At 68.5% G+C, this 17168-nt stretch carries 20 protein-coding genes and 1 tRNA gene; 8 read left to right on the top strand and 13 right to left on the bottom strand.

Annotation, left to right across the window (positions count from 1 at the left end; genetic code table 11):
* Positions 1 to 55: 55 nt before the first annotated feature.
* Entirely contained in the window at positions 56 to 910 is an 855-nt protein-coding gene (locus tag ABD156_RS28465) for an esterase/lipase family protein (RefSeq protein ID WP_344280305.1), read from the bottom strand.
* Between the two features lie 122 nt (positions 911 to 1032).
* Here ABD156_RS28465 and ABD156_RS28460 point away from each other — a divergent pair, with 122 nt between their 5' ends.
* Entirely contained in the window at positions 1033 to 1707 is a 675-nt protein-coding gene (locus ABD156_RS28460) for a TetR/AcrR family transcriptional regulator (protein WP_344280302.1), read from the top strand.
* Here the strand turns inward: ABD156_RS28460 and ABD156_RS28455 are convergent.
* Positions 1643 to 2515, bottom strand: a complete 873-nt coding sequence (locus ABD156_RS28455; RefSeq protein WP_344280299.1) for a TIGR03621 family F420-dependent LLM class oxidoreductase — start codon at positions 2513 to 2515, stop codon at positions 1643 to 1645. The two genes, ABD156_RS28460 and ABD156_RS28455, sit on opposite strands and share 65 nt — an antisense overlap.
* 96 nt (positions 2516 to 2611) lie before the next feature.
* On the opposite strand from ABD156_RS28455, the gene ABD156_RS28450 reads away from it, so the two are divergent.
* Both ABD156_RS28450 and ABD156_RS28445 read left to right on the top strand, forming a co-directional pair.
* A complete protein-coding gene (locus tag ABD156_RS28450; RefSeq protein ID WP_344280296.1) occupies positions 2612 to 3037 on the top strand; it encodes a pyridoxamine 5'-phosphate oxidase family protein in 426 nt (141 codons plus the stop codon).
* 206 nt (positions 3038 to 3243) lie between these two features.
* On the top strand, positions 3244 to 3516 hold the full coding sequence (locus tag ABD156_RS28445; protein WP_344280293.1) for a hypothetical protein: 273 nt from the start codon (positions 3244 to 3246) through the stop codon (positions 3514 to 3516).
* 312 nt (positions 3517 to 3828) lie between these two features.
* Here the strand turns inward: ABD156_RS28445 and ABD156_RS28440 are convergent, their stop codons facing one another.
* The 4 genes from ABD156_RS28440 to ABD156_RS28425 form a co-directional block, all read right to left on the bottom strand.
* Entirely contained in the window at positions 3829 to 4809 is a 981-nt protein-coding gene (locus ABD156_RS28440) for a ribose-phosphate diphosphokinase (protein WP_116200125.1), read from the bottom strand.
* On the bottom strand, positions 4806 to 6302 hold the full coding sequence (gene glmU, locus ABD156_RS28435) for a bifunctional UDP-N-acetylglucosamine diphosphorylase/glucosamine-1-phosphate N-acetyltransferase GlmU (protein WP_344280285.1): 1497 nt from the start codon (positions 6300 to 6302) through the stop codon (positions 4806 to 4808). The genes ABD156_RS28440 and glmU overlap by 4 nt, the downstream gene beginning before the upstream one ends.
* A 45-nt stretch (positions 6303 to 6347) precedes the next feature.
* Positions 6348 to 8027: a GGDEF domain-containing protein gene (locus tag ABD156_RS28430; protein ID WP_344280282.1), complete on the bottom strand. Its 1680-nt coding sequence runs from the start codon at positions 8025 to 8027 to the stop codon at positions 6348 to 6350.
* A 90-nt stretch (positions 8028 to 8117) separates the two neighbouring features.
* Positions 8118 to 8189 (bottom strand) — tRNA-Gln (locus ABD156_RS28425).
* 197 nt (positions 8190 to 8386) lie between these two features.
* Between ABD156_RS28425 and ABD156_RS28420 the strand changes: the two genes are divergently transcribed.
* Together ABD156_RS28420 and ABD156_RS28415 are read left to right on the top strand one after the other, a co-directional pair.
* On the top strand, positions 8387 to 9346 hold the full coding sequence (locus ABD156_RS28420) for an acyl-CoA desaturase (RefSeq protein ID WP_344280279.1): 960 nt from the start codon (positions 8387 to 8389) through the stop codon (positions 9344 to 9346).
* A gap of 205 nt (positions 9347 to 9551) precedes the next feature.
* Positions 9552 to 10142: a TetR/AcrR family transcriptional regulator gene (locus tag ABD156_RS28415; protein ID WP_033288150.1), complete on the top strand. Its 591-nt coding sequence runs from the start codon at positions 9552 to 9554 to the stop codon at positions 10140 to 10142.
* 4 nt (positions 10143 to 10146) lie between these two features.
* Here the strand turns inward: ABD156_RS28415 and ABD156_RS28410 are convergent, their stop codons facing one another.
* From ABD156_RS28410 to ABD156_RS28400, 3 genes are read right to left on the bottom strand one after another with little or no spacing between them, the layout of a single operon-like run.
* The gene (locus ABD156_RS28410) at positions 10147 to 10527 is read right to left on the bottom strand and encodes a VOC family protein (RefSeq protein ID WP_344280276.1); all 381 of its coding nucleotides are present in this window, start codon (positions 10525 to 10527) and stop codon (positions 10147 to 10149) included.
* Positions 10527 to 10925, bottom strand: coding sequence for an NUDIX hydrolase (locus ABD156_RS28405; protein ID WP_344280274.1), 399 nt, complete (start codon positions 10923 to 10925; stop codon positions 10527 to 10529). The genes ABD156_RS28410 and ABD156_RS28405 overlap by 1 nt, the downstream gene beginning before the upstream one ends.
* 10 nt (positions 10926 to 10935) lie before the next feature.
* Positions 10936 to 11469: a MarR family winged helix-turn-helix transcriptional regulator gene (locus tag ABD156_RS28400; RefSeq protein ID WP_344280272.1), complete on the bottom strand. Its 534-nt coding sequence runs from the start codon at positions 11467 to 11469 to the stop codon at positions 10936 to 10938.
* 30 nt (positions 11470 to 11499) lie between these two features.
* Here ABD156_RS28400 and ABD156_RS28395 point away from each other — a divergent pair, with 30 nt between their 5' ends.
* Positions 11500 to 12216, top strand: a complete 717-nt coding sequence (locus ABD156_RS28395) for an SDR family NAD(P)-dependent oxidoreductase (protein ID WP_344280269.1) — start codon at positions 11500 to 11502, stop codon at positions 12214 to 12216.
* 2 nt (positions 12217 to 12218) lie between these two features.
* Here the strand turns inward: ABD156_RS28395 and ABD156_RS28390 are convergent, their stop codons facing one another.
* The 3 genes from ABD156_RS28390 to ABD156_RS28380 are packed head-to-tail and all read right to left on the bottom strand — an operon-like array spanning position 12219 to position 15164.
* Positions 12219 to 13370 carry a PQQ-dependent sugar dehydrogenase gene (locus tag ABD156_RS28390; RefSeq protein WP_344280266.1) on the bottom strand — a complete coding sequence of 384 codons (1152 nt, stop codon included), beginning with the start codon at positions 13368 to 13370 and terminating at the stop codon, positions 12219 to 12221.
* Between the two features lie 19 nt (positions 13371 to 13389).
* On the bottom strand, positions 13390 to 14043 hold the full coding sequence (locus ABD156_RS28385) for a response regulator (protein ID WP_344280263.1): 654 nt from the start codon (positions 14041 to 14043) through the stop codon (positions 13390 to 13392).
* Positions 14040 to 15164, bottom strand: a complete 1125-nt coding sequence (locus ABD156_RS28380; RefSeq protein WP_344281227.1) for a sensor histidine kinase — start codon at positions 15162 to 15164, stop codon at positions 14040 to 14042. Before ABD156_RS28380 ends, ABD156_RS28385 begins: the two co-directional genes overlap by 4 nt.
* A 146-nt stretch (positions 15165 to 15310) precedes the next feature.
* Here ABD156_RS28380 and ABD156_RS28375 point away from each other — a divergent pair, with 146 nt between their 5' ends.
* Together ABD156_RS28375 and ABD156_RS28370 are read left to right on the top strand one after the other, a co-directional pair.
* On the top strand, positions 15311 to 15916 hold the full coding sequence (locus ABD156_RS28375; RefSeq protein WP_344280260.1) for a class I SAM-dependent methyltransferase: 606 nt from the start codon (positions 15311 to 15313) through the stop codon (positions 15914 to 15916).
* Entirely contained in the window at positions 15888 to 16394 is a 507-nt protein-coding gene (locus tag ABD156_RS28370) for a DedA family protein (protein ID WP_344280257.1), read from the top strand. The genes ABD156_RS28375 and ABD156_RS28370 overlap by 29 nt, the downstream gene beginning before the upstream one ends.
* Here ABD156_RS28370 and ABD156_RS28365 read toward each other — a convergent pair.
* On the bottom strand, positions 16372 to 17148 hold the full coding sequence (locus tag ABD156_RS28365; protein WP_344280254.1) for an MmyB family transcriptional regulator: 777 nt from the start codon (positions 17146 to 17148) through the stop codon (positions 16372 to 16374). The genes ABD156_RS28370 and ABD156_RS28365 overlap by 23 nt on opposite strands.
* Positions 17149 to 17168 lie beyond the last annotated feature (20 nt).

Here is a 17168-nt window from a genome sequence, read left to right as displayed (position 1 = left end):
GCGCTCAACCCGGTGGTGCCGCTTTGTTGGCACCACCGGGTTTTTTTGTTGTTTGTCAGCCGGGAGATCCGGCGGTGCACAGGAATTTCTCGGCGTGCGCGGGGTCGAGCGCGTTCGTGACCAGGTTCCAGACGTTGAGGTCGTAGGCCTCGCCGATGTGCCCGACGGGGTCGAACGGGCAGGTGTCCTGGACGTATTCGTTCGTGACGCCCGGCTCGCGCACGAACGACGTTTCGGTGGGCGTGACGAGTTCGTCGAACCGCGACGTCAGCACTGTGTAGCGCACGCCGGGCTGCGCGATGGGGCCGTTCGTGAGCGTCTGGACCGCGCTGCCGTCGGTGATCAGGTTGTCGCAAGCCGGGCAGCCGAACGCGGTGAGCGCCTTGCCGACCTCGTCGCGCACTCCCAGCAGATACGCCAGCTTCGTCAGCCCGGCGAACGTGGTGCCGTGGGTGGGCGGCGCGATCGACACCACGGAGCCGATCCGGTCCGCGATGCCTTGCGTCTTCGTGACGTACAGGGACTGGAAGCCGCCCTCGGAGTGGCCGACCAGATCCACTTGCGCCGCACCGGTTTCTGCTAGAACCTCGCCGATGAACTCCTTGATTTCCGTTGCAGAGTCGGCGATCGGGCGAAGTCCGCCGACGAGCGGGAACTGCGGATACGCGCCGTAAGTGCGGCTGAAGGTGCAATATCCCTTGGCAGCAACGTGATCCTGCAGGTAGTTCAAGTCCTCATAGGACGTCGCGCCGAGTCCGTGCAGGAACACCACCGGACGCGGATGCGCCGCGCTCGGCCGGCACGCGGGATCGTTGACGCCGCTTGCCGTAGCGGTGGTGGCGGCGGTGGCTGGGGCGGCGAACGCGGCGGTCAGCAATGCCGCGGCGGCCAGGACGATGCGCAACCTCATCGGAGCGGTCCTTCCCTGTCGTCCTTGACAGAGTCCTTGACACTGGATACCCGTGGGTATTGGATACCTGAAGGTATTGAGCGGGCTGAGCCAGTGTCAACCCCCGGATGAGGGAGAAGCCGATGACCGGCCGGACGCGGCCGACGCGGGCGGAGACCCGTCGGCGCATCCTCGACGCGGCCTTCGCCGTGTTCGGGGAACAGGGCATCGCCGCGACGAAACTGACCGAGGTGGCCGCGGCTGCCGGGCTGACGAAGGGCGCGGTCTACTCGAGTTTCGCGTCGAAAGACGAGCTTGTGCTGGCGTTGATGGAAGAGCACGCCGCGCACCGCCTCGAAGCGAGCCTGGCGAGTTTCGCCGAAGCGGACGACGGCGGCGCGGGGCTGGCGAACGTCGCCGCGGTGCTGATGTACGAAATGCGCGCCGACGCCGTGTGGCACCGGTTGCTGGCCGAGTTCTTCGCGATGGCGCACCACGACGACCGGCGGCGCGACGCATTGCGCCGACGCCGCCGGGAGGTTCGCGACACGATCGCGCGTGCGTTGAACCGGCTCGCCGAGGGGTTGGACCTCGAACTTCCTTTGCCTGCTGAGGAATTCGCCATCGTGCTGCTCGCGCTGAGCAACGGTTTGGCCGTGGAAGCCGACATCGACGACGAAGCTGTGCCAGACGGTCTCCTCGGTAAGGTGCTGACACTAATCGCTGGCGACGCCGTCGCGAAGGTGCAGGCGGCTAGCGACCTCGCAGCTCAGCCACAACCGGAGCAAAAGTCTCCATCATCGCCTCGAAAACGGTGAAGTAGGAGAAGCCGTACCGTTCGCGGTGCGCGATCAGCTGCTGCACCATTTCGTCCACCGTGCCGAAGAGCAGCTGCGGTGCGCGCAGCAGCTCGTCGACGTCCGCCGCGCTGCGTTCCTCAGTCTCGGCATGCCATTCCGCGGCGGCCTCGCGGCGGTCGTCGGTGACCACGACGCGCTGGATCAGCATATTGTAATCGATCTCGCGATCCCCGGCCAGGGAACGGAAATACGCGACCCGGTCGTCCATCGCGACGTCGTTGTCGAGCACGAACGTGCCCGGCGGACGTCCGCGATCCTGGCGGAGACCGGCGAACCCGGCGATGTCCGCCTGTTCCGCCGCGAGCTTGAGGACGCCGTCGCTGTTGCCCGCGATCAGCAGCTTCGGCATGCCGCCCTCGTCCTCGACGCGCGTGCGCAGCTCGGCCAGACCTTCGGTGAGATACGTGATCCGGTCGGCGGCTTTGCGCCACGGCAGCCCGGCGTCGTCGAACTCGTGCTTCATGTGGCCGGAGCCGAGCCCGAGTTCGAAACGGCCTTGGGTGAGTTTGTTGACGGTGGCGACATCGCGGGCGAAGAGCGCCAGGTTGTAGAAGGGCACATTGGACACGAGCGTGCCGACCCGCACCCGCTCGGTCACCGCGGCGGCCGCCGTGAGCGCGGGGAACGGAGACAACCGCCCCGGCCCGAGATGGTCGGGCACGGTCAGGTGGTCGTAGCCGAGTTCCTCGGCGCGCCGGCATTTTTCGGTCCACTCAGTGCCGTCGGCGGTGAGCCGCAGGCTGACGCCGAATTCGAATTTCCCCATGGCTGCGACGCTAGTCAGTCCCGGACGGGTGACGCATCGATTTTCGCCGCCGGCGGAACCCGGTTTTTGTCGTACCCCGTCGCTAGCTTCGAGGGCATGGTGTTGTCGAGTGAAGAACGGGAACAGTTTCTGGCCGAACCGCACATCGGCGCGCTCGCGGTGGTGGAGCGCCCCGACCGAGCGCCGCTGACGGTGCCCATCTGGTACCAGTACACCCCCGGCGGCGAGCTGTGGGTGATCACGGAACCGAACTCGCGCAAGGCAAAGGCGATCGAGGCGGCCGGTCGGTTCAGCCTGATGGTGCAACGGGTGGAGCCGACGGTGCGGTACGTGTCGGTGGAGGGCCCGGTGGTGCGGACGCGGCCGGGCAGCTACGAGCTGACGTGGGAGATGGCTTCGCGGTACCTGCCTGCCGACAAGGTGGCCGGGTATGTGGAGTACGAGCGGACGCAATTGGGCGAGCACATGGCGATCCATATGCGGCCGGAGAGGTGGTTGTCTTCGGATATGGGCGCGGTGTGACGGTGCGACGGGGTGATGACGAGGGCGCGAAGTGAGGAGTGGAGGGGTGTTTTTGGCTGGTGATGGCGGCGCGGCTGCTCGGTAGCGGCGGTGCGGTTTCGGGCGGTGCTGAACGCGGTGCTGCCTGGACGGATCCGACGGCTTGGACAGCTGCTTCGGTCAGGCGCGGCCTCGGTCAGCCGGGGCGATGCGGCTGGACCGGTGTGATGCGGCCGGAGTGGCGCGGCTGGACCGCGGCTGGCGTGGTGCGGTGCGGCTGGCGTGGCGCGGCTGGACCGCGGCTGGCGTGGTGCGGTGCGGCTGGCGTGGCGCGGCTGGACCGCGGCTGGCGTGGTGCGGTGCGGCTGGCGTGGCGCGGCTGGACCGCGGTCGGCGTGGTGCGGCGCGGCTGGCGTGGTGCGGTGCGGCCGGAGTGGCGCGGCTGGAGTGGGGCGGCGCGGCCAGAGTGGCGCGGCCGGGCCGGGCCGACCGTGGCTTGAGCTGAGCGGCGGTGGGACCAGGCGGCGCGACTGAGCCGGGCGATGCGGTCTGGATTGGACGGTGCGCCTGGATCGGTGGTGCGGCCCGGAACGGCCGACGTGGCCTGCGTTCGGCGTGCCAGCGCGCGGCGGCAACACCGCCTGAGTCGCACTGGGCCGTCCGGCGCAGGCGGTCCTGCTGAGGCGAGGTCCACCCGGCAACCGGACGCAGTCACCGAACGACGCGACCCGAGCCAGCCGATGCGACCTGTCTCAGGCCGCACCCGCCAACTCGGGCCGTGTCGTTCAGAACCGTTCAGAAACCGCGGAGCGTCAGGCGTTGCCGTCGAACAGCGACGTGACCGAGCCGTCCTCGAAGACCTGCTGGATGGCCTCCGCGAGCATCGGCGCGATGGACAGCACCGTCAATCCCGGGAAGCGCTTCTCTTCCGGGATCGGCAGCGAGTTCGTCACGATGACCTCGCGCGCCTTGCACTGCGACAGCCGCTCGGTGGCCGGGTCGGAGAGGATGCCGTGCGTGGTCGCGATGACCACGTCCGCCGCTCCCTCTTCCAGCAGTGCTTCGGTGGCCTTCACGATCGTGCCGCCGGTGTCGATCATGTCGTCGATCAGCACGCAGAGCTTGCCCTCGACCTTGCCGACCACGCGGTTGGCCACCGCCTGGTTCGGCTTGTCCGGGTCGCGCGTCTTGTGGATGAACGCGATCGGCCGGTCGCCGAGCTGCTGCGCCCACTTCTCCGCCAGGCGCACGCGGCCCGAGTCCGGCGAGACGACCGTGATGTCCGCGTTGCCGTACGTCGACTTGATGTGGTCGGCGAGGACCGACTGGGCCATCAGGTGGTCGACCGGGCCGTCGAAGAAGCCCTGGATCTGCGCGGTGTGCAGGTCGACCGTCATGATCCGGTCCGCGCCCGCGGTCTTGAACAGGTCCGCGATGAGCCGCGCCGAGATCGGCTCGCGGCCCTTGTGCTTCTTGTCCTGGCGGGCGTACGGATAGAACGGCATGACCACGGTGATCCGCTTGGCGCTCGCGCGCTTCAGCGCGTCCACCATGATCAGCTGCTCCATCACGTACTCGTTGATGGGCGTGGTGTGCGCCTGGATCACAAACGCGTCGGTACCGCGCACCGACTCCTCGAACCGCACGAACAGCTCGCCGTTGGCGAACGTGTGCGCGGTCTGCGGGGTGATCGTCACGTTGAGGTGCTTGGCGACCTCTTCCGCGAGCTCGTGGTGCGCACGGCCGGAGAAGAGCATCAGATTCTTCTTCGGCGTACCTGACTTCGGACTCATGCTGGCGACTCCCCGTCGGTTCCTGCTGCTGACTCGGACACAACGGTGTCCTGCTGCTGGGCGGCGAGTGCGGCTTCCGCCGCCTCCGCCGCGGGCGTGCCCGGCCTGCGCCGGACCGCCCAGCCTTCGATGGTGCGCTGCGGACCGGCCGACAGCGCCAGTGAGCCAGGCGGGACGTCGTCGCGGATCACCGCACCGGCTCCACTGTAAGCGCCGTCCCCGATCCGCACCGGCGCGACCAGCGTGTTGTCCGCCCCAAGCCGGACATGCGAACCGACAACGGTCTGGTGCTTGGCCACCCCGTCGTAGTTCACGAACACACTGGAACAGCCGATGTTGCTGTGATCGCCGACGATCGCGTCGCCTACGTAAGTGAGATGCGGCACCTTGGTACCGGTGCCGATTTGCGCGTTTTTCGTCTCGACGAACGCGCCCAGCTTGCCCTTCGCGCCGAGCTTCGTGCCCGGCCGCAGGAACGTGTACGGGCCGACATTCACGCCGTCGCCCAGCTCAGAGCCAGAACCGTGCACGCGGACGACCGAAGCGCCGCGGCCGATCCGCACGTCGGTCAGCGTGGTGTCCGGTCCCACAATGGAGCCTTCGCCGACCGAACAGTGGCCCTTGAGCTGCGTGTTCGGCTCGATCAGCACGTCGCGGGAGAGCGTGACGTCCGCCTCGATCCAGGTGGTGTTCGGGTCAACCACCGTGACGCCTTCGCGCTGCCAGCGGCGCACGATGCGGCGGTTGTACTCGGCCCCGAGCACCGAAAGCTGCACGCGGTCGTTCACGCCCTCGGTGACCCACGGGTCGTCGACCACCAGCGCGCCGACGCCCTTGCCGTCCTCGCGCGCGATGCCGAGGACGTCGGTGAGGTAAAGCTCACCCTGCGCGTTGTCGGTGGACAGCCGCGACAGGCCGTCGATCAGCACGGCCGCGTCGAAGGCGTAGACACCGGAGTTGATTTCGGTGATCGCCCGCTGGTCCGGCGTCGCGTCCTTGTGCTCGACGATCGCGCTGACCGAGCCGTCGGCACCGCGGACGATCCGGCCGTAGCCGGTCGGGTCCGCGACCTCGGCGGTGAGCACGGTGACCGCGTTCCCCGCCTTGGCATGCTCGGCCCGGAGCGCTTCCAGGGTTTCGGTGTCCAGCAGCGGAACGTCGCCGTAGCTGACGACCACGGTGCCGGTGAGTCCTTCCGGCAGTTCGGCCAGCGCGCACGAAACGGCGTGCCCGGTGCCCTTCTGCTCTTCCTGCACGGCGGTGGCGACCTCGCGGCCGAGCGCATCGCCGACCCGGTCGAGTTCGGCGCGCACGGCGTCGCGGCCGTGTCCGATCACGACCACCAGATGCTGCGGCGCGAGGCCGGCGGCGGCGCGCACTGCGTGTTCCACCAGCGGCCTTCCGGCGATCGGGTGCAACACCTTAGGAGTGGAGGAACGCATGCGGGTGCCCTCACCCGCAGCGAGGATCAGCGTGCTCAGCGGGCCGCTCACGAGTCTCCCAACGATTCACCGGTGCGTTGACGAGCACCAACGATCCTACGTGGGGTCCTCAGCGCTCCACGCGGGGTCGGTCGGAGCCGTTTCCCCAGGCCAGCCGCCCATGCCGTCGCCGGCCATCGAGTTGGCCGACGCCACCTGGTTGCCACCGCCGCGTTTCGCTTCGTACATCGCCGCATCCGCGCGGGCGAGCACCTGCTCGGCCCGCTCCTGCGGACGCAGCGACACGAGACCAATGGACAACGTCACACCGTGCGAGAGGTGATGCGGCAGTGTCGCGACGGATTTGGCCGCGCGGCCGAGCGCCATCTTCGCCGCCGACGCCGGTGCGCCGGGCAGCAGCACGATGAACTCGTCGCCGCCGTAGCGGGCCACGACGTCGTCGCCGCGCAGAGCGTCGCGGAGAGTGCTTGCGACAACACGCAAAACGTTGTCGCCCTCGGCGTGCGACTGCTTGTCGTTGACGCCCTTGAACCCGTCGAGGTCGACCAGTGCGACCGCGAGCGGCTGCGCGTCCGCCGACGACGCCAGCGAGCGCAGCCGTTCGTCGAGCGCGCGCCGGTTCGGCAGGCCGGTGAGCGGATCCTGCAGTGCCTGCTGGGTGATCGCGCCGTGCTCGGCGGACAGCCGTTCATGCTCGCGGCGCGCGTTCAGCGTGGCGATCTGCGATTCGCGCAGCGCCCACATTTCGGTTTCCAGCGCGGTCGCGTAGTCGATCAGCGACTGGCTCGCGGCGTCCGGGTCGAGGCGGGCGAGTTCGCGGGAGAGGGTGAGCCGCATCGACGGCTGCGAGACGTCCTCGGCCAGCACGTCGCGGGCCTCGCGCAGGACCTGCAGCGCGTCGGTGCGGCGGCCGGTCTGGTCGAGGCAGCGGGCCAGCGCGATCGCGACCAGCTCCTGCTCGTGCGGATAGTGGTGGCCGAGATGCATGCCCTGCAGCCGTTCGACGTGCTCGGCGGCCGGATCGTGCAGCGCGAGCGCCGCGGCCAGCACACCGACCTGGTCGACCGCGGACACCCCGATCTTGCGCGGGAACAGCGATTCGGCGAACGGCCCTTCGGCGGCCACCGCCATCGACGCGGCGGTGCGGAACTTCTCCGCCGATTCGTCGTACTGCTCGATCCGCTCGAGCCGCAGCCCCCAGCCGAGCAGCATCTTGACCCGGTTCATCAGCTGCAGGGTGATCTCGTGCGGGCTCGCGCTTTCCCGGATCGCCTGGTGCGCGCGGCCGATCACCTCTTCGGCGGCCTCGTAGACGCCGAGCTGGTTGAGCACTATCCAGCAGTCGATGAGCGCCATCGACTGCATGCGGTTCCAGTTGCGGACGCCGACCTGACGGTCCGGAATCGTGGAGTCGTCCAGGATCGCGAGCGCGCGGGCGATCTCGGTGAGCGCGGCGTCCTCTTGCGCGGCGAGCACGAGCCGCCGCCCGCGCAGCGCGTGCGCGTCCGCGCGAAGCAGCGACAGACCGTGCCGGCGGGTGTGCGCGAGCATCTCGTCCAGCCGGGGTTCGGCCTCGGCCGCGAGGCCGCGGGTGACGAGCCGGGAGAAGGCGGAGGCGCGCAGCAGCTGGGCGACGAGCGTGGGTTCTCCCCGGCGCAGAGTCTCCTCGAGCAGCTCGTCCATGATCTTGACGATCTCGAGCTGGTTTTCGTGCTCCTGGCGCTGAACGGCCGCGATGAGTTCCCGCGCGCGCCCCACCAGCCACGCGTCCGACATCTCGACCAGGGTCGGGCGACGGGCGCCCGCGGGGTCGCTCGGTTCCTCGCTCAGCCGCCCCCACTCCCATCGCCCTCGCCGGATGTGCAGCTCCGCCGCCAGGATTCGAACCTGAACTGTCAGAACCAAAATCTGAAGTGCTGCCGATTACACTACGGCGGATCGGTCCTGGTCAGGATAGCGATGATCGAGGACGGGGGCGCCAGGAGGGGGAGGCGTGCGCCACAGGGCCGTCCCGGGCACCGGGCAATCGGACTTTTCGGGCCTCCACAGCGCCGGAAACCTCCTGTACCGTAACTTACGACACCGTAGGTAAGGGCACCCTTCGCAAGGGGTTGTGAGAGGAAAGAAGTGAGCGCATGACGGCCACCCTCGATCGTTCTCAGTCAGCGGGCGACCCGCCGAAGGGCCCCAAGCCGATCATCGACGGACAGCGCGGGATCGGCGTTCAGCTGTCGGTGTACTTCGGGGTGCTGCTGCCGATCGTGGCGCTGCTGGTCGCGGTTCCGTTCGCCTGGGGCTGGGGCCTGACCTGGCTGGACGTCGCGCTGTTCGTCGTGTTCTACGGGATCAGCGGGCTGGGCATCACCGTCGCCTACCACCGCTACTTCACCCACGGTTCGTTCAAGGCCAAGCCGTGGCTGCGCGTCGTGATGGCGATCGCGGGCAGCATCGCGTTGCAGGGACCGGTGATCACCTGGGTGGCCGACCACCGGCGCCACCACGCGTTCTCCGACCGCGACGGCGACCCGCACTCGCCGTGGGCGTACGGCACCTCGCCGCTGGCCATCGCCAAGGGTTTCTGGCACGCGCACATGGGCTGGCTGTTCGACCGCGACCAGAGCAACCAGGCGCGGTTCGCGCCGGATCTGGTGAAGGACCCGGCCATCCGCAAAGTCGACGACCTGTTCTGGCTGTGGTCGCTGGTGAGCCTGTTCGGCCCGGCGCTGCTGGGCGGGCTGATCTCGTGGTCGCTGTGGGGCGCGGTGACGGCGTTCTTCTGGGCGGGCCTGGTCCGCGTCTGCGTGCTGCACCACGTGACCTGGTCGGTCAACTCGATCTGCCACATGATCGGCGAGCGCCCGTTCGCCGCCCGCGACCGTTCGGCGAACTTCTGGCCGCTGGCGATCTTCTCCTTCGGCGAGTCGTGGCACAACCTGCACCACGCGGACCCGACCTCGGCCCGGCACGGCGTGAAGCGCGGCCAGATCGACATGTCGGCGCGGCTGATCTGGATGTTCGAGAAGTTCGGCTGGGTGCACGACGTCCGCTGGCCGACCCCGCAGCGGCTGGCCAGGATCGCGGCCGAGGCCAAGTAGGTTTTCCTTTGCCGGGCTGAGCTTCCGGCGCGCTCGTGGATGAACCCCGTCACTCGGCGGGGTTTATTCATGTTTAAACCTGAGGCGACGAGCGGCTCGTCGCGGTCCGCCCGCTACCCTGCTGCGAATGGCGGGGAGACGACGGGCGAAGCGAGAAGCGGCGGTCACCGGCGCGCGGCCGGCCGCACCGGTCGCCCGGGTGCGCATGACGGGCAGCGAGCGCAGGCAGCAGCTGCTCAACGTGGCACGCGCTCTGTTTGCCGAGAAGGGTTTCGACGGCACCTCGGTCGAGGAGATCGCCGCGCGGGCGAACGTGTCCAAACCGGTCGTCTACGAGCACTTCGGTGGCAAGGAAGGCATTTACGCCGTCGTCGTCGACCGGGAAACGCAGCTGCTGCTCGACCGGATGGTCTCGACGCTCCACGGCGGACATCCGCGGGTGATGCTGGAACAGGCCGCCGTCGCGTTGCTGAGCTACGTCGAGGATTCCCACGACGGGTTCCGCATTCTCGTGCGCGATTCCCCGGTCGCCAGTTCCACCGGCACGTTTTCGACTGTCCTCAACGACATCGCCAGCCAGGTCGAGCACATCCTCGCGCAGCAGTTCGCCGCGCGCGGGTATGAGGAGAAGCTGTCCGCGCTCTACGCGCAGGCGCTCGTCGGCATGGTCGCGCTCACCGGGCAGTGGTGGCTGGACGCGCGCAAACCGAAGCGGGACGAGGTCGCCGCGCATCTGGTGAATCTCGCCTGGAATGGCTTGTCGCACCTGGAAAACAAGCCTCGGCTGCTCGGCTGAACCCTCAGCTGCCGGACGGCGCGTTGCTCAGATCCACCACACAGAACAGGTTGTCGTCCGGGTCGGCGAGGACGACGAAGTCCGGCTCGGGCGGGTAGTGCGCCCAATCGACCCGTTGTGCGCCCAGCCCGACCAGGCGTTCCACCTCGGCGCGCTGCTCGTCCGCGGTGTCGGTGTAGAGGTCCAAGTGCAGCCGCGGCTTCGGTTCGGCGGGCGACTCGCTGCGCATCAGACCGAGTGCGTGCGCGCCGCCGGGGTGGGCCAGCGTCCGCCACGACTCGCTCGCCCATTCCGGGTCCTCGGCGAGACCGAGCGCCTCGGACCAGAACCGCATCGCGCGGTCGACGTCGGCGACTCCGAGAACCGTTGTCCCGAGCCGCAGCATCAGACCAATTTTCCTTGGGCGTGCAGGTCGTCGAGGATCAGCTGGACCGTCGCCGACACCCGGTCGCGGTCGGCGTGGGCGAGCCAGCCGAATGACTCGATCTCGCTGCTCGGCTTCAGTGCGCCGGTGTACTCCGCGGTGTAGCAAGTCATCCGCACCACGACGCCGTCCGCTTTGCCGTGCGCCTGCGCTTCCCAGGCTCCGGCCAGCTGCGCGGACGCCGGATCCAGCGTGACGCTCAGTTCCTCGGCGATCTCGCGGACCAGCGTCTCGACGTCCGACTCGCCTTCTTCGCGTTTCCCGCCGGGCAGGTACCAGGTGTCCTTGCCCGCGGAACGCGCGGCGAGCAGCTTGCCGTCGACCACGTGCAGCCAGGCGACTTTGTCGATGGTGGGCATGTCCGCCACCCTACCTCCGCGCCCGCCGGTCGAGGTCCGAGAGCAGGATGCGCAGGAGATCGGCCAGCTGATCGCGTTCGGCCGGGGACAGCGCGGAGACCAGGGTTTCCTCGTGCTCCAGCAGATCTCCGACGGTTCGCTCGATCAGCTCGTGGCCGGCCTCGGTCAGCTCGACGTACACCCCGCGACGGTCCGAAGTGGACTTCACCCGGCGGACATGGCCGTCGCGTTCGGCGCGGGCGGTCTGCTGGGAGATCGCGCCCGCGCTGACCCGGCAGCGTTTCGCGAGTTCTCCCGCGCTGAGCCGGTACGGCGGCCCGGCGCGGCGCAGCGTGCTGAGCAGGGTGCGGGTGGAAGCGTCCATCCCGAGTTCCAGCATCGTCGCGCGCCGGTCGTCCTCCAGCAGTTTCGCGATGTGCCAGATCCGCGTGATCACGCCGATGGACGACACCGGCGTGCCCGGCCGCTCCCGCAGCCACGCCTGCTGAATCTCGTCCACCTCGTCGCTTGACGGGTTTTCCCCGCCGCCGGTACCGTCGTCCACAAGAGGTACTTTAGCAATAAAGGACGTGGGATGAATCGGGACGTAGTGGTGACCGGGGGCAGCGCCGGAATCGGATACGCGATCGCCGCGGCGTTTGTCCGGGACGGCGATCGGGTCACGATCACCGGACGACGCGAGGACGTGCTCACCGAGGCGGCGACGCTGCTCGGCGCGCGTGCAGTGAGCTTCGACGCGAGCGATCCCGAGGCGGTCGAGGCGGCTGGCGAACAGTTGCCGGAACGGGTCGACGTGCTGGTGAACAACGCTGGTGGGAACACGGATTTCCTGCGCTCCGACGGTCAGGGATTGAAAGCGCTCGATGCCGCCTGGACGGCCAACATCCGGGCGAATCTGTTCTCCGCCGCGTTCGTGACGTCGGCGCTGGGGGAGCGGCTGGCCGATCACGGCCGCATCGTCACCATCGGCTCGATCGCCGGGCACACCGGCGCTGAATCGTACGGCTGGGCGAAAGCCGCGGTGGAAGTGTGGAATACCGAAACCGCGCGCCAATTCGGCCAGCGGGGGATCACCGCGAATATCGTCGCGCCGGGGCTGATCGTGGACACCGAGTTCTTTCGCGGCAAGCTCTCCGCCGAACGTCAGGAGCGGCTGGTCGAGAACACGATGACGAAACGCGCGGGCAAACCGGAGGACGTCGCCGAGGTGGTGCGTTTCCTGGCTTCCGCGGAGGCCGGACACGTCACCGGCCAGGTCGTGCACGTGAACGGCGGCGCGTACGTCGGCTGACCTCAGCCCGGCGTCACCCGCAGCACTTTGTCGTTGCTGCCGTTGGAAGTCGTCACGTACAGCGCGCCGTCCGGTCCGCTTCGGGCGGCGCGCAACCGGCCGAACTTGTCATTGAATTCGGCAGGCAGCGTGACTCCGGTGACCTTCGCTGCGGCGTCGAGGTGCAGCAGCAAAAGCTTCTGTCCCTTCAGTGCCACCACGACCAGCGCGCCTTCGTTCGCGCCCCACTGTTTGCCGGTGAGGAACGCGTCGCCGCTGGTCGCTTCGGTGATCTGCCCGCTGGTCCACAGTGGACGAACCGCGTCCGGGAACCGGGTGGTGTCGGTCATCGGCACGCTCTCGTCGTAGCTGGCATCGGTGCCGCCCTTCGACGGATCCCAGCCGTAATTCCCGCCTGGCCGCAGGAGATTCACCTCGTCGTCGAACGCCGGTCCGTGTTCGGAGGTGACCACCTGCCCGGTGCTCGGCCGAATCGCGACGCCCTGCACGTTCCGGTGGCCGTAGGTATAGATCCGGCGTTCGTTCGGATCGGTGGACGACAGGAAAGGGTTGCCGGGAAACGGTTCCCCGGTTTTCGCGTCGATCCGCAGCACCTTGCCGCCGAGGCTGTGCCGGTCCTGCGCCACCGTGGACCGCGCGGTGTCGCCGGTGCCGACGAGCAGCGCGCCATCGGGAGCGAGCGTTGGGCGGCAGCCGGAATGCCGTCCGCTCGGGTTCACCGGCAGACCGGTCAGCAGGTCGCGCACCTTGGCCGCGCTGGCGCCGTCGTCGGCGAGCCGCCACGTGACAAGCCGGACGTCCACCGCGCGTCCGTTTTCCTGGTGCGTCTGGCAGGTGGTGAACTCGCGCGACGTCGCGAAATCCGCCGCCAGGACCAGGCCCATCAGGCCGCCTTCGCCCTGCACGAGGACGTCGGAGAAATCGGCGCGCACGTCGGTCTTCCGGCCGTCGCGGATCAGCGCGAGCTTGCCGGGGCGCTGCGGCACGAGCAGCGATCCGTCGGGAAGGAAGGCGACGTCCCAGCCGTGTTCGAGGCCGTCCGCGACCTCCTGCACGGCGAAGCGGCCGGGCTCCGGCTTCGCTGGGGCGCTCGCTGGCGCGGCCGCGCAGGCGGCGAGCAGCAGAACGGAGGCGAGCACCGCGACGAGACGCATGGGTCCAGCATGCCCCGATTCAGCCGCCTGGACGTACCAATCCGGATTCATACGCGAACACGACCGCGTGCACCCGATCCCGCAGCCCGAGCTTGTTGAGCAACCGTCCGACGTGCGTCTTCACCGTCGTCTCGCCGATGAACAGCGTCCCGGCGATCTCGGTGTTCGACAATCCGCGCGCGATCAGGCCGAGCACGTCCTTCTCGCGTTCGGTCAGCGTCTCCAGTTTCTGCTCGTCCAGCGGTGTCCGGTGTGCGCTGAGATAGCGGTCTAGCAGGCGTTTCGTCACCGACGGCGACACCATCGCGTCGCCGCGCAGCACGCCCCGGATCGCCACCAGCATCTCGTCCGACGGCGCGTCCTTGACCAGGAATCCGCTGGCTCCGGCGCGAAGGGCGGAGTAGGCGTACTCGTCCAGGTCGAACGTCGTGATCACCAGGACCGAGGTGTCCGGGAGCTCGGCGCAGATCTGCGCGGTGGCCGCGACGCCGTCGAGGACTGGCATCCGGACGTCCATCAGCACGAGGTCCGGGCGGTGCGCGCGGGCGAGTTCGACGGCTTCCGCGCCGTCGCCCGCCTCGGCGACCACCTTCAGGTCGGGTTGGCTGTCGACGATCATCCGCAGCCCGACGCGCACCAGTTCCTGGTCATCGCAGATCAGCACGGACGTCATGCGGCGTCCGTCCGCAGTGTCGCCGAGACGCGGTAGCCGCCGTCCGGGAGCGCGCCGGTTTCGAGCTTGCCGTGGTACATCGCGACGCGCTGGGCCATGCCGGTGAGCCCGCGCCCGGATCCGGGCAGCCCCGCCGCGACTGGTTGGCGTCCGCCGGAGTTGGTGACTTCGACGCGGACTTCCGGACCGGCGAACGTGACCCGGACCCGGCCGGTCGCGTCGGGCGGCGCGTGTTTGAGCATGTTGGTCAGGGCCTCCTGGACGATGCGGTACGCCTGAAGCGCGACACCGGCGGGCAGGTCGGCGATGTCGCCGTTGACTTCGAGGGTGACATCGCGGCCGGACTGCTCGACGAGCGTGCGCAACTGATCGAGCGTCGGCTGCGGAGCGCGCGCGGGTTCGCCGGCGTGCATCACCTCCAGCAGCCGCCGAAGCTCGGCGAGGGCGGAACGGCCGGTTTTGCTGATGGTGTCGAGCGTACGGTCGACAGCGTCCGGGTCGTGATGGCGTGCGAGCTTCGCTCCTTCAGCGTTCAGGACGATCACGCTCATGCTGTGTGCGAGTACGTCGTGAAGCTCGCGCGCGATCCTTGTGCGTTCTTCGGCGACTGAAGCGCGACTGCGGGCTTGTTCCTCGGACGCCGCCAGCTCCGCTCTCAGTCGTTCTTCTTCGGCGAGTTGTTCCTTCGTGCGGAAGAACGCGCCGAGCGCCCAAGCTGCTAAGTACAGCGGCACTGTGCCGACGACGCTGAGCGTCGGGTTCAGGGTGTTGACGCCCCAAGTGAATCCCCAGAAAGTGTCCAGCCCGGCGACAGCTACCGCGAAGCCGATGAACCATCTGTCACCGGCTTTGACGAGCGTGTACAGCATGACCGCCATCGCGAGGTCGCCACGGCCACGGTCATACGCCCAGACTTCGTTCATATAGACGACGGCTACGCCGATGAGGATCAGGAGCGCGACTGTGCGCGGGTAGCGGCGACGCAGCAACAGAGGCAACAGAAACAGCATCGAAGCCATGCGGATCTGCCACGTCTCCTGATCCGCGATGTTGGGTCCGAAGGCGATAAAGACGGCGTACAGCGGCAAGTCCAGCAACCATCGCTGCTTGCGCCCCCACATGACCAGTCTCCGCACGAAACGAACGTAACGCGAGACCGTCGTCGCGCGCGTCGTTCCGGAGGATGGCCGTGGTCCTCCGAGCGAACGACATTTCCCGCCGACCGAGCCGATCCGCGACGACCGAGGCGCTTCCTACCTTCGCAAACATGTCGATTACCAGGGAGTTCTTCCGGCACCCGATGCGGACCGGCGCGATCGCCGCCAGCTCGGAACGGCTGGCCGGAGTGATGACGGCGGGGCTGGGCGTCGAGAGCGCGCACAGCGTCGTAGAGCTGGGGCCAGGAACGGGCGTCTTCACCGAAGTGCTGCTTCGCATGCTTCGGCGCGACGCGCACTTCACCGCGGTAGAAATCAACACGCACCTCGTACTGGAGCTACGCGAACGCTTCCCTTCGCTGCACATTGCGGAGGGTTCTGCGGAACACGTCGCTGCGTACGTGACGACGCCGGTCGACGTGGTCGTCTCCGGCCTGCCGTGGACAGCTATGCACGCCGCACCACAGGCCGCGGTACTGAACTCTGTCTGCGAGGTGCTTTCCCCGCAAGGCCGCTTCACCACCTTCGCGTACGCGCACACCTCGTGGACGCCGCCAGCGCGTCGGTTCGCACGGTTGCTGCGAAGCCGCTTCGCGGTTGTCGAACGCACCAGTGTGGTTTGGCGGAACCTGCCGCCGGCGTACGTGTACCGCGCGGCCTTGCCGGTGCGGTCGGGACTGGACCGGTATGGACAGCCTGCTTCAGCCACTTCTTGACGCTCCCGCGCCGCTCGTCTACCTGATCTGTGCGCTGGTGATCATGGCCGAGACAGCGCTGTTGCCGGGCATTGTGCTGCCGACGCTGTCCACCTTGCTGCTCATGGGTTTCCTTGTGCAGCGCGGGACTTTGCAGCTGTGGCCAGCCCTCACCGTCTGCGTCGCGTCGGCGCTCGCGGGGGACCAGTCCGCGTACTGGGAGGGACGGCTGTGGGGCCCGAAGCTGCGTCGGTCGCGCGTAGGGCAACGGATCGGCGAAGCGAAGTGGGACAAGGCCGAAGCGACTGTGGCGCGTTATGGCGTGCCAGCTGTCGTCCTAGGACGGTGCCTCGCTGGCGTACGCACTCTCGTGCCGCGCGTCGCGGGTTCTGCCGGACTGTCGTACCGGCGGTTCTTTATCGGAAGCCTGTGTGCGGCGGTGCTGTGGGCGGGTGTGGAGTTGACGTTGGGGCAGGTCACCGGCTGGGTTGCGCCTTGAGCAGCTCGGCTGTCGAAGCGTCGGCGGGCAGGAAGGTTTCGAGACTCAGCTCAGCGACCGTCACATCGACCGCGGTAGCGAACTGCGTGATCGCGGTAAGCAGCCGAAGCTCGCCCGCCGAACTGGCCAACTGCAACGGCACAGCGAACCCGAGGTGGTCACCCGACGGTTCACCAGGCGACGGCAGATAGCCGGTGAGCTCATCCAACAACGCCTGATGCCGTGGATCAGGTCCGTGCGCCAGGCCACGCCGCGGCCGTTCGAGCACGTGCTGCGCCCAATCCGCGAAGTTCTGGATCCGCGGTGCCATCCCGCGTGGATGCAAGGCCAGCCGCAGCACGTTGATCGGCGGTTCGAGCAATTCCGCCGCGACACCCTCGGTGAGGAGAGCGAAACCGTCGTTCGCCGCGACCAGATCGCCGTAGCGATTCACGACCAGCGCCGGGAACGGCTCGTGCCCGGCGAGCAGCGCGCGCAGCGATTCGAGCACCGGCGTCAGCGCGGGGTCGTCCAGCCGGGTTTCGGGGTAGACCGGCGCGTATCCGGCGGTCAGCAGCAGGGCGTTGCGCTCGCGCAGCGGCAGGCCGAGCGCCTCGGCGACCCGCACCACCATGCCGCGGCCGGGCAGCGAACGGCCGCGTTCCATGAAGCTGACGTGGCGTTGCGTCGTCCCGGCTTTCAGCGCGAGGTCGAGCTGGCTGAGCCGGCGGCGGGAACGGGCGTCGCGCAAGGCGTCGGCGAACGTGGTGGGCACCTGCGCGATTCTTGTCTAGG

Origin of the sequence: Amycolatopsis albidoflavus, assembly GCF_039525725.1 — a bacterium.
In the GTDB taxonomy this organism is placed as follows: Bacteria; Actinomycetota; Actinomycetes; order Mycobacteriales; family Pseudonocardiaceae; genus Amycolatopsis; species Amycolatopsis albidoflava.
The sequence above is the reverse complement of the archived record's forward strand: the minus strand, read 5'-3'. Positions and strand labels throughout refer to the sequence as shown.

Bases quoted from the DNA above. Each gene is read 5' to 3' on its own strand.
- ABD156_RS28465 (WP_344280305.1), bottom strand. From the start codon at position 910: ATGAGGTTGCGCATCGTCCTGGCCGCCGCGGCATTGCTGACCGCCGCG.
- ABD156_RS28460 (WP_344280302.1), top strand. From the start codon at position 1,033: ATGACCGGCCGGACGCGGCCGACGCGGGCGGAGACCCGTCGGCGCATC.
- ABD156_RS28455 (WP_344280299.1), bottom strand. From the start codon at position 2,515: ATGGGGAAATTCGAATTCGGCGTCAGCCTGCGGCTCACCGCCGACGGC.
- ABD156_RS28450 (WP_344280296.1), top strand. From the start codon at position 2,612: ATGGTGTTGTCGAGTGAAGAACGGGAACAGTTTCTGGCCGAACCGCAC.
- ABD156_RS28445 (WP_344280293.1), top strand. From the start codon at position 3,244: ATGCGGCCGGAGTGGCGCGGCTGGACCGCGGCTGGCGTGGTGCGGTGC.
- ABD156_RS28440 (WP_116200125.1), bottom strand. From the start codon at position 4,809: ATGAGTCCGAAGTCAGGTACGCCGAAGAAGAATCTGATGCTCTTCTCC.
- ABD156_RS28430 (WP_344280282.1), bottom strand. From the start codon at position 8,027: ATGTCGGACGCGTGGCTGGTGGGGCGCGCGCGGGAACTCATCGCGGCC.
- ABD156_RS28420 (WP_344280279.1), top strand. From the start codon at position 8,387: ATGACGGCCACCCTCGATCGTTCTCAGTCAGCGGGCGACCCGCCGAAG.
- ABD156_RS28415 (WP_033288150.1), top strand. From the start codon at position 9,552: ATGACGGGCAGCGAGCGCAGGCAGCAGCTGCTCAACGTGGCACGCGCT.
- ABD156_RS28410 (WP_344280276.1), bottom strand. From the start codon at position 10,527: ATGCTGCGGCTCGGGACAACGGTTCTCGGAGTCGCCGACGTCGACCGC.
- ABD156_RS28405 (WP_344280274.1), bottom strand. From the start codon at position 10,925: ATGCCCACCATCGACAAAGTCGCCTGGCTGCACGTGGTCGACGGCAAG.
- ABD156_RS28395 (WP_344280269.1), top strand. From the start codon at position 11,500: ATGAATCGGGACGTAGTGGTGACCGGGGGCAGCGCCGGAATCGGATAC.
- ABD156_RS28390 (WP_344280266.1), bottom strand. From the start codon at position 13,370: ATGCGTCTCGTCGCGGTGCTCGCCTCCGTTCTGCTGCTCGCCGCCTGC.
- ABD156_RS28385 (WP_344280263.1), bottom strand. From the start codon at position 14,043: ATGACGTCCGTGCTGATCTGCGATGACCAGGAACTGGTGCGCGTCGGG.
- ABD156_RS28380 (WP_344281227.1), bottom strand. From the start codon at position 15,164: ATGTGGGGGCGCAAGCAGCGATGGTTGCTGGACTTGCCGCTGTACGCC.
- ABD156_RS28375 (WP_344280260.1), top strand. From the start codon at position 15,311: ATGTCGATTACCAGGGAGTTCTTCCGGCACCCGATGCGGACCGGCGCG.
- ABD156_RS28370 (WP_344280257.1), top strand. From the start codon at position 15,888: ATGGACAGCCTGCTTCAGCCACTTCTTGACGCTCCCGCGCCGCTCGTC.